Here is a 10,747-nt window from a genome sequence, read left to right on the forward strand (position 1 = left end):
TTTTTGGTAAAATGTCTGATCAGCAATCGACTAGCCGACGCGCGGAACCCATCATCTCAGAGTTAGAATTGTACACGGAGTATCGCAGTTGCGATCGTTGGGCAATCATTGTTGGTATATCGCGATATGACTATCAGGGCTGGAATCTGAGATACGCTGATCGGGATGCAGAAGATCTTTACAACCTGCTGCTCACTGCTAGTGGAGGAAACTTTAAGAAAGAATTCATCCGTAAGTTAACAAATGAGGAGGCAACAACAGGCAATATTACACAGGCACTTCGTGCTTTTTTAAAAAAGCCAGCACGAGAAGATCTGGTTGTAATCTACTTTGCCTGTCATGGCACACCGGATTTTGACCGACCGGGTAATGTCTACCTACTCACTCACGATACAGATCCGAACGATATCGCAGGGACTGCACTACCAATGCGGGAAATAGACTTGTCTCTGAAGGAAAATCTACTTGCAGAGAAAGTTATTGTGTTAGCTGATACTTGCCACAGTGCAGCAATTGGTGGAGGAATTGGTCGAAGAAGTGCTATTGATGACTCTAAGCTTATCAATAGCTATCTGCAGAAAGTGAGTCAAGCAAGAGGAGGAATTGCTTTACTCACCTCTGCGGAGACAAATGAGGTTTCGTTTGAAGATGCGAAGTGGGGAGGAGGACATGGAGTATTCACTCACTATCTATTGGAAGGAATGCGAGGTGCTGCTGATCTGGATGGAAATGGAATTGTGACAGTTGGTGAACTATTTGAGTATGTGCGCGACAATGTTAAACGTGAGACCGAACACAGGCAGCATCCTTTGATTGGTGCAAATGTATATGATCGTAGTATGCCTGTTTCAATCTTACCTAATGCGGATCTCTCCAATACTTTAAGAGATGAGCAAGTACAACAAAACTACGGAGTTTCAAAACAAAAACGTCAACCTCTAAATTTCAGGTTGCAAAAGCGACAATTAATCGGACTTGTACTGGTTTGTTTCGTCGTTGGTATTTCAATGGCATATATAGCAATTATTAGTAATCATAATCAAATTATTAATCAGCATCCACCAGATACATTTCAAAAGAGTTGTGTAGATTATGAAATTCGTATTTATTTTGCTAAAGATAGAGTGAATTCAAAAAATAGAGCCAATAAAATCAAGGAATTATTGGATGATTATTTTAATAATAAGGTATATTTACTGCCTCAAGAAGACAGCTTTTTTCAAAAATATCGATTCCCTAATCCTGAAGTCAATCCACCAGCAAATGAAATTCGTTACACTCGAATCAATGAAGAAGGAGCTAAGTGTTTGGAAAATCTTCTAAAAGATAAATTACCTTCAGAGCAATTTAAGAGTCTGGACATTGGTTCTGCTTCTGGGAAATATGTATCTATTTTTCTTACACCCTAACCTGAAAAGTTTATTGATTACAAATCCTTGTATTCCCTATGTTAAACTTTCAACACAGTTACGCTCTAGTCATTGGCATTAATAGCTATAGCCACGGCATTTCTTCCCTCAAAACTGCCGTCAGCGATGCCACAGAAATTGCCCATATCCTCGAAAGCAAGTATGGTTACACTGTTACCCTGCTTGTGGATAACGCAGCTACCCTTAGCCAAATTCGGCAGGTATTAGAGACAGAACTACCGAACCAAATTCAGAAGGGCGATCGCTTTCTCTTTTATTTTGCAGGACATGGCATTGCCCTCAATGGCGAGGATGGCCCCGAAGGATATCTTGTTCCTCAAGATGCTAAGTCTGGGAGTATTAGCACTTACCTGCGAATGTCAGCAGTGAATAAAGCTCTGCTTCAGCTTCCTTGTCGTCACTTTTTAGGAATTCTGGACTGTTGTTTTGCGGGTGCTTTTCGTTGGTCGAGTACACGCCAAGCTATTCCCCTAGAATTGTTCACACTTCACAAAGAACGCTATGATCGCTTCATTCAAGATCCCGCATGGCAAGTGATCACCTCAGCAGCCTACGATCAGACGGCCCTGGATGCCTTTGATCTCAAAGATGATCGGGGACAAACCGGAGTCCATTCCCCCTTTGCCAATGCGTTGATCGCAGCCCTCGAAGGCAAAGCCGATGCTTTTCCCCCCGCAGAAGCCAATAAACCAGCCGGGGATGGGGTGATTACAGCATCTGAACTGTATTTATATTTGCGCGAACAGGTGGAAATTGCTACGGAAGTGCGTGCCATCCGTCAGACTCCGGGCATCTATCCCATGAATAAACATGACAAGGGAGAATACATTTTCCTGACACCCGGACACGCCCTAAATTTACCACCTGCTCCCCCATTGGATGTTTCCAAAAATCCCTATCGAGGTTTGTTATCCTTTGGAGAAGAACACAGCGACTTGTTTTTTGGCAGAAGTGGTTTAACCCAAAAACTTTATGAGTTTGTCACCTCTAGTACGCTAACCGTTGTGCTGGGTGCATCGGGTTCCGGTAAATCTAGTCTGGTAAAAGCCGGACTTATCCCTAAACTACGAGAACTTAAGGATAGCAATACTTGGTTTATTCTACCGCCCTTCCGACCCGGTGAGTCTCCCTTCAAGGCTTTGAATAATGCCCTAGCATTGGTTAATCAACCTGCGATCGCCCCAGACCATGATGCAAGCTCTTTAGGTTTACTCACCCCAGGGGAAAATCTTAGCCATTGGTTTACCGAGCATCCTCAAGGAAAGTTACTGCTAGTTGTCGATCAGTTTGAGGAATTGATTACACTCTGCCACAATGAATCTGAGCGACAACAGTTTTTAGAAGCGTTAGCAGGAGCGATCGCAACTTATCCAAATCAACTCCATGTTGTCCTAACCCTGCGTTCTGATTTTGAGCCACAGTTTCGCAATACAGTTTTAGAGAAGGACTGGCAAACGGCCCGATTTATTGTCCCGGCGATGAAACGGGAAGAATTACGAGAGGCGATCGAAGCACCTGCATCAGCACGGGTGATGTACTTTGACCCCCATGAGTTAGTAGACCAGTTAATTGACGAAGTAGCAAATATGCCCGGAGCATTGCCTCTACTGTCCTTTGCCTTGAGTGAACTTTACCTAAAATACCTGAAGCGACAGGAAGATGCCAACAACCGGGGAGAAACAATTGATCGTGCCATTACTCAGGCAGATTATCAGGAATTGGGTGGGGTAACGCGATCGCTGACTCAAAGGGCTGACCAAGAATATGAAGAACTGGTTAAGCAAGATCCAGCATACTCTCAAACCATTCGGAATGTCATGTTGCGGATGGTGGCGGTGGGTGGGGAACTAGCCAGGAGACGAGTACCGATGTCTGAACTGGAATATCCAGAACCGGAAAATACACGAGTTAAGACTGTTATTCAACGTTTTTCGGCTGCACGATTATTAACTCATGGTATTGATAGTGAAGCACAACCCTATGTAGAGCCAGCCCATGATGCTTTAGTGCGAGGATGGCAAAAACTTTTGGAGTGGAAACAGGAGGATGAGCAAGGTTTAATTTTGCAACGACGACTCACTCCGGCTGCAACGGAGTGGAATCAGGTCAAAGATAGTTATCAATCCAAGTTTTTAGACAAAGTTGACTCTCTAATTAATGGTATAGATCAAGTATTTTTCCCGATTGAAAATTTATTTATTAAATTGATTAAGCTGCCAGTTTATTGGATACAAAAGCTATGGCATTCTCAAAATCAGCAAGGGATATTCAAGGTTAAGCCAAAACAATTTCTTTGGAATAGTAACCCTTATTTAGATGTGTTGGCTCAAGAGATTCATCAAAAAGATAGCAGGTTCAATGAGGTTGAAAGGAAATTTGTACGAGCGAGTGTGTTGGAGAAACGACATCTTGTGAGTTGGGGTTGGCGTATTACTATTGCAGTTATACTAGGGTTAAGTATATTGGCATTCATTGCTGAATCACAAAGAAGAAATGCCTTAGATCGTCTAGCGGGTCAAATTGAAGCTTTAGGTTCCTACGCAGAATCACTCATGATAGACGATAAGAACTTGCAAGCATTAATCGAAAGTTTACGAGCAGGAATTGGACTACTAGAAGTAAAAAAAACACACACAGTACAAGTTAGTAAAGAAATGACAATTTTAGTCATGTTATATAACATGACTCAGGGATTTCAAACCAGTAACTATTTAGACAATCATAAAAATATTGTTTCAGATATAGATTTTAGTTTAGATAGTAAAATGATTGCTTCAGCGAGTTGGGATGGAACAGTTAAACTTTGGACAACTAATGGGTATCTTTATAAAACCCTTCCTGATAGCAAGAACAGGGACGATAATGCCAGTATTAATAGTGTCAAAATAAACCCTGACGGTAAAATGATTGCCTCAGCGAGTTGGGATGGAACAGTTAAAATTTGGACAACTAATGGACGTTTGATAAGAACGATTAAAAATCAGGTAGGTGTTCGAGGTTTAGCTTTCAGTAGAAACAATATTATTGTTACAGGAGGAGATAATGGAATAATCAATATTTGGAATTTTGAGGGTCAATTATTAAAGAGTATTAAGGGACACGAAAGCTATATTAACAGCTTAGAATTTAGCCCTGATGATAAAAAAATCGTTTCTGCAAGTGACGATAATACGATTAAAATTTGGAATTTTGAGGGTGGGTTACTACAAACTCTTAAAGGGCATAAAGAATCTGTAAAATGTGTAACTTTTAGTCCAGATGGTAAACTAATTGCATCAGGAAGTTTGGATAAGACCGTTAAACTTTGGCAATCTAACGACGGTACTCTGATAAGGACCTTAGAAGGACATGAAAGTTCAGTATGGAGTGTCGATTTTAGTTCAGATAGTCAAATGGTCGCTTCAGCCAGTCAAGATAACACAATCAAAATCTGGAATACTGACGGCAATTTGATAGATACTCTAAAGATAGATGGTCAAACGAATCAAGGTTTTTGGGATATCGCATTTAGTCCTGATAGTCAAACCATAGCTGGTGCTTATGAGAATGATCTTGGTATTGGCATAATTACACTTTGGAAAAAACAAAAATCAGTTTCAAGTCAGCTCATAGGACACGAAAAATTGATTACTAATGTTATTTTTAGCCCTGATAATCAAGTCATAGCTACAGCCAGTTGGGATACCACAGTTAAATTATGGAAGCGAAATGGTACTTTGATCACAACTTTAAAACATGATGATAGCGTTGAGAGTGTGAGTTTTAGTCCTAATAGTCAATTCATAGTTTCTGGGTCTCATGATAAAAACCTATATATTTGGAATCCTAGAGGTGATTTACTCAAAAAAATTAAAGCTCATGATGCTGAGATTTATGATGTTGCTTTTAGTCCTAATGGTCAGCTAATTGCTTCAGCTAGTCAAGATAATAAGATTAAACTTTGGCAGCCTAATGGTACTTTAGTACAAGTCATGAATGGTCATAAGAATGCTGTTAATAGTGTTAGTTTCAGTCCAGATGGTAAACTAATTGCATCAGGGAGTTGGGATAAGACGGTTAAGCTGTGGAAACCTGATGGAACTTTAATTGAGGATCTTAAAGATTCCACTAGAGCAGTTTTAGATGTCACTTTCAGTCCAGATAGCAGGATACTTGCTTCAGCTAGTGAAGATAATATGATAAGACTGTGGAAGATTAACCAAGATCATTCAGTTACTTCTTTGCAGCCTATAAATGCAGATTGTTCATCTGAAGAGTATAGGAGTCCTGCGGGTAGTGAAGGGCCCTTGGGTCTAAGCTTTAGCCCAGATAGTCAACTGATTGCAGCAACTTGTGGAGATAATCAGATTAAAATCTGGAAACTTGATGGTACAAAATTGATAACACTCAAGGAGGAGAAAAAAGCTGACTTTTGGGGAATAAGTTTCAGTTCAGATTGGCAAACTCTAGCAGCAGGGGGTGGTAATAACACAGTTACCATATGGGATTTTACCCTAAACAATTTGCTAATTCGTGGGTGTGATCGAGTGTGGGATTATTTACACAACCCTCTTGTTAATCTTAATGAAAGTGATCGCCATCTCTGCGATAATATTCTGCCTGAAAAACTAAAATTGTCTCAATAATTTTACCCCTGTTGGCAAAATACAAGCAAACATGATTCAATTTGTTTTTACGTATACCTTAACTGGAGTTTTTCAATGCAAGATTACGATGAATTAGTCCAACAGTTGTTAGAACTCGATGAAGAATCCCTAGAAGCACAATTGGGTCTTCAAGTTCAAGAAATGGACTCTGATGTTAGAGGTGGAAGTCAAGGATTAACGATTGATTCGATTGATCTTGATGTCGCCGCTAAAGCGCCGATTAGTCCTGAAGTATTAGCCGCAGGTCAACAGTTACTGAAACGACTCAATTCAGGACTTTATGATCTGATGTGTAACCCTTTAGGTTCCGATCCAGAAACGGAGAAAGTATTAGATGAAGTCATTAACCAAAATTATGTAAAAGCGGCGGGAATGTTGGCTCCTCTGCTTGTATCTGGATTAGGACTAGCTCCTGCTATTGCCACTTTAATTGCTACGTTAGTCGTTAAAAAAATTGCTAAAGCAGGTTCTCAAGCAATTTGTAAATCTTGGAAAGCTAGTTTGCCCACTGAAGAAAGTTAATGTTCTCATCTTTCTTTAATTCAAGACGATCCTAATCTAATCTGGGATGGAAAATATCAATTATCGAGATACAGGTTGAACCTGATCTAAAAATTGTTATAATTCATCTCCTTTGATTTAGTCTGGCTATATAAAAACTTCCACTACTTCTAGTTTTACCAATAGCATCTAATTCATCAATAAAAATAATATAAGGGGAGTTCGTTTCATAACACATTGAAATACTACCACTAAAATTATATCATAAGAGTAGTGATATAATTGAGTTAACCTGTATGTATTTCACTTGGCTGGATAGTAATTCTTGGTTACTGGAAATAAGCGGAAAAAATGTTCTGATAGATCCTTGGTTAGTGGGTGCATTAACCTTTGGGAATATGAATTGGTTATTTAAGGGGGAAAGACGGAGCCCAAGACCCATTCCTCAAAAGATTGACTTAATTTTATTATCTCAGGGATTAGAAGATCATGCCCATCCTGAAACGTTAAAACAACTGAATAAAAATATCCCGGTTGTGGGTTCTCCGAATGCAGCAAAGGTAGCCCAAGAATTGGGATATACTCAAGTTCGAGCCTTGGAACATGGAAGCACCTATTGTTTAGAAAACCAGATTGAAATTAAAGCACTTCCAGGTTCGCCTATTGGCCCAACAACCCTGGAAAATGCTTATCTTTTAAAAGACTTAATAACAGGAAATACGGTTTATTATGAACCTCATGGCTATCATGCTCCTGAATTAAAAGATATGGCGACTATTGATGTTGTCATTACCCCTTTAATTAATCTTAGTTTACCTGTGGTGGGGCCAATTATTCGCGGACAACAAACAGCCTTAGACTTAGCAAAATTAGTGAAGCCAAAGGTGATGTTACCCACCGCCGATGCAGGGGATGTTGTGTATGAAGGGTTGTTAGTTTCTTTATTAAAAGCAAGTGGCAATCTTGAAGATTTTCGTTCAATGTTAGCCAGGGAAAATCTATCGACACGGGTACTCAATCCTAAACCTGGAGAACGATTTGAAGTCTCCTTAGAACAGCCTTCTGTGAGTGTTATTTAATTGATGAAGTAGGACTAAGCTGTGAGTCCAGGGCTGTTTCATTTTCCATTACCAACCCTCTGACCTAACCCCCCAACCCCCTTCCCTATTAGGGAAGGGGGAGTCATTAATAATTTTTGATGTTTAATAGTAATAATTAGTCCCCCCTCTCCATGCGGTCGAGGGGGTTAGGGGGAGAGGTCATACAAAGATGATAATTGTACAATCCATTTAGACTTGCTATAGGTAAAGATTGCGAAATTCCCTACTGTTTCCTGACTTAATAAGAGAGATTAGGTCAAATTAACTTTAAAGAATTGCAGCACAAACCGCCGCCCCAATTAATCCAACCTGGGAATTTAATACAATATGAACGGGGACTTTTGCTAAAATTGGTTTCATTCTCCCTTTATTAGAAAAAGCGTCTATAAAGTCGGGAGTTTCTAATAACGGTAAAATTTTAGGGGCAATTCCTCCGGCGATATATAACCCGTTATAAGGTAATAGTTTTAAAGCTAAATTTCCAGCTTCTACGCCATAGGCTTCAACAAACATTTGCATTGTTTTTTCAGACAGGGAATCCCGTTTTTCTAATGCAGCTTGAGAAATCGCAGCAGCCGGATCAACAGTAACATCTCCTAATCCTATTTGATGTTCCCACTCTTTAACAATTTCGGCAATTTCAGTAGAGACGCGCAATGGCGAGTCTTTAGCCAAATTGCGATCGCGTAAAAATTGATAAATTGCCACAATTCCAGGCCCAGAAACCACCCGTTCTACAGACACCCGATCAATATTATGTTTCGCTAATAAATATTTCATTAACTGAAATTCTAATTCAGAACGAGGAGCAAAATCTGTATGACCGCCTTCACAAGGATAGACTTTAATTCCATTAGTTAACGGAATAACAAAACATTGTCCTAAGCCTGTTCCTGCCCCAATTACCCCGATAGGAGAACCTGCTTGAGGCTGCCCTTTTTGTAAGGTTAAAACATCACTTTTGGGTAAACCTGTTACCCCATAACCAACCGCTTCAAAATCATTAATTAAAGTTACATGAGAAATGGTTAATTCTTTGCTTAAATGTTGAGCATCTAAGCCCCAAGGTAAATTGGTTAATTTTGCAGTTTGATTAACCACTGGCCCTGCAATGGCAAAACACGCCCTTTCCGGTTGAGGAATATAACCCAGTTGTTCACTTGCAGCTTGCAAAAATAATTTAACAATGGGGACTAAATCAGGATAATCTCCACTCAAATATCGAAATTCATAGAGAGTTTTTAATCGTTCTTGAATTGTAGTTGATTCGACTGTAGTGGTGGCATCTACTAAGCGTAAAATCGTTTTTGTTCCACCAATATCTCCGGCTAATAATAATGTCATATTTACATTGACTCATCCTTTACCTTTTTTATTGTGGCTCATCTGTATACTGAAGTCATCACTCTATCAGTAGAAACAGGGTTTATGGAACTCAACCTGAAACCATGTAACAATAGAGCTAGTCCAAATTCTAAGTACAATCACTCAATATCATGCTGGTGTCGTCGCATTTACAAACTCAATCTTCCTGCGTGGATTCCTCCAAACCAGAGATCGATTATGATGTCGTTATTGTCGGGGGTGGAATTGTGGGGGCTACTTTAGCCTGTGGGTTGAAAGATTCGGGGTTAAAGGTAACCATTATTGAATCTCAACCGCCAGAAGCCGCCATTGGAAGACGACAAGCTTATGCGTTAACGCTACAAACGGGACGCATTCTCAAACAAATCGGGGTTTGGGATGAGATTTTAGCTAAAATTACGACGTTTTATCAGATTAGTTTAAGTGATTCCGATTATCCGAATGTTGTTAAATTCCTACCTCAAGATTTAGGAACCAATGAGTTAGGATATGTGGGCGAACATGGGGTGCTGTTATCAGCAATGTATGATTTTTTAGAACACTGTCCGAATGTTGTTTGGCAATGTCCAGCTATTTTAAAAACGGTTAATTATTATTCTGATTTTGTCGAAATTGAAATTGAAAAAGAAGGGAATTCTCAACGATTTTGCAGTCGAATTGTAGTCGCTGCGGATGGGGCAAAATCTCGCTTACGGGAAGAGGCGGAAATTAAAACTCACGGTTGGAAATATTGGCAATCTTGTATAGCCATGACGATTAAAACTGAAAAATCCCATCAAAATGTAGCCTTTGAACGCTTCTGGCCTAGTGGCCCAATGGGGGTTTTACCGTTACCCGGAAATCGTTGTCAAGTGGTTTGGACAGCCCCCCATGCAGAAGCGCAGGCTTTAAAAGAATTAGATGAAACCGAATTTTTGCAATTATTAGAATATCGGACAGGAGGATTATTAGGAAAATTAGAATTATTAAGCGATCGCTATGTTTATCCGGTACAATTAATGCAAAGCGATCGCTATATTCAACATCGATTAGCATTAGTGGGAGATGCCGCCCATTGTTGTCATCCTGTGGGGGGACAAGGATTAAATATGGGAATTCGAGATGCAGGAGCTTTAGCAGAAGTCTTGAAAACTGCCCATCACAATCATCAAGATATCGGACAAGAAAAAATCTTAAAACGCTATGAAAACTGGAGACAAAAAGAGAATTTAATTGTTTTAGGATTAACGGATTTCTTAGACCGAAGTTTCTCAGGAAATTGGATACCCAAAGTTAAGATACGTCGTCTAGGATTAGGGTTCTTAAAAAAGGTGAAAGTTTTCCGTTATTTGGCATTACGATTAATGACAGGTTTAATTGGTCGTGCTCCCAAAATAGCCCTTTAAATTCACTTACGGCTTTTGGATATCTGCACTTTCGCTTGTAGAATCACCATGAGGTAACGGGTATTTATCTGCGTCTAACGTTCGCAGGGGTACATTCAAATATTGTCGGGCTTGTTCCTCTGCAATTTGTTGATCCTGAGTCGTTTCAAATTGACTTTCATCGAGGAGATGAGCTTTATGTGCAGCTTCATCCGGGGTCGGAGTTGCACCATTTTTCCATTTATATTTAAAATCCATCGGAAACCTTAATGATTATCAATTTTTAGGATAAAATTGTTTAAGGTTTCCTGCCTTCTATCCGAGGTGATAAATCTTCGGAG

Annotated in this window: 8 protein-coding genes; 5 read left to right on the forward strand and 3 right to left on the reverse strand. The window is 39.8% G+C overall.

The window, feature by feature from the left end; translation table 11 throughout:
* The first annotated feature begins 11 nt into the window (after nt 1-11).
* The 3 genes from NMK36_RS13930 (at nt 12) to NMK36_RS13940 (ending at nt 6,598) form a co-directional block, all read left to right on the forward strand.
* Nucleotides 12-1,409 (forward strand): caspase family protein, encoded by a 1,398-nt coding sequence (locus NMK36_RS13930; RefSeq protein WP_254173985.1) that lies wholly within the window; start codon nt 12-14, stop codon nt 1,407-1,409.
* A gap of 38 nt (nt 1,410-1,447) precedes the next feature.
* Complete coding sequence (locus NMK36_RS13935; protein WP_254173986.1) at nt 1,448-6,055, forward strand: nSTAND1 domain-containing NTPase; 4,608 nt, start codon at nt 1,448-1,450, stop codon at nt 6,053-6,055.
* A 75-nt stretch (nt 6,056-6,130) separates the two neighbouring features.
* The gene (locus NMK36_RS13940) at nt 6,131-6,598 is read left to right on the forward strand and encodes a hypothetical protein (RefSeq protein WP_254173987.1); all 468 of its coding nucleotides are present in this window, start codon (nt 6,131-6,133) and stop codon (nt 6,596-6,598) included.
* Between the two features lie 103 nt (nt 6,599-6,701).
* On the opposite strand, the gene NMK36_RS28990 is transcribed toward NMK36_RS13940, so the two are convergent.
* The gene (locus NMK36_RS28990; protein ID WP_367997186.1) at nt 6,702-6,815 is read right to left on the reverse strand and encodes an AAA family ATPase; all 114 of its coding nucleotides are present in this window, start codon (nt 6,813-6,815) and stop codon (nt 6,702-6,704) included.
* Nucleotides 6,816-6,873: 58 nt separating this feature from the next.
* Here NMK36_RS28990 and NMK36_RS13945 point away from each other — a divergent pair, with 58 nt between their 5' ends.
* Nucleotides 6,874-7,656: an MBL fold metallo-hydrolase gene (locus tag NMK36_RS13945; RefSeq protein WP_254173988.1), complete on the forward strand. Its 783-nt coding sequence runs from the start codon at nt 6,874-6,876 to the stop codon at nt 7,654-7,656.
* A gap of 288 nt (nt 7,657-7,944) precedes the next feature.
* Here the strand turns inward: NMK36_RS13945 and NMK36_RS13950 are convergent, their stop codons facing one another.
* Nucleotides 7,945-9,021 (reverse strand): glucokinase, encoded by a 1,077-nt coding sequence (locus tag NMK36_RS13950; protein ID WP_254173989.1) that lies wholly within the window; start codon nt 9,019-9,021, stop codon nt 7,945-7,947.
* A gap of 152 nt (nt 9,022-9,173) precedes the next feature.
* Between NMK36_RS13950 and NMK36_RS13955 the strand changes: the two genes are divergently transcribed.
* Nucleotides 9,174-10,427 carry an FAD-dependent hydroxylase gene (locus tag NMK36_RS13955; protein ID WP_254173990.1) on the forward strand — a complete coding sequence of 418 codons (1,254 nt, stop codon included), beginning with the start codon at nt 9,174-9,176 and terminating at the stop codon, nt 10,425-10,427.
* Between the two features lie 6 nt (nt 10,428-10,433).
* On the opposite strand, the gene NMK36_RS13960 is transcribed toward NMK36_RS13955, so the two are convergent.
* The gene (locus tag NMK36_RS13960; protein WP_072720619.1) at nt 10,434-10,664 is read right to left on the reverse strand and encodes a bromodomain-containing protein; all 231 of its coding nucleotides are present in this window, start codon (nt 10,662-10,664) and stop codon (nt 10,434-10,436) included.
* Nucleotides 10,665-10,747 lie beyond the last annotated feature (83 nt).

The organism is Planktothrix pseudagardhii, assembly GCF_904830925.1.
Classification (GTDB): Bacteria; Cyanobacteriota; Cyanobacteriia; order Cyanobacteriales; family Microcoleaceae; genus Planktothrix; species Planktothrix tepida.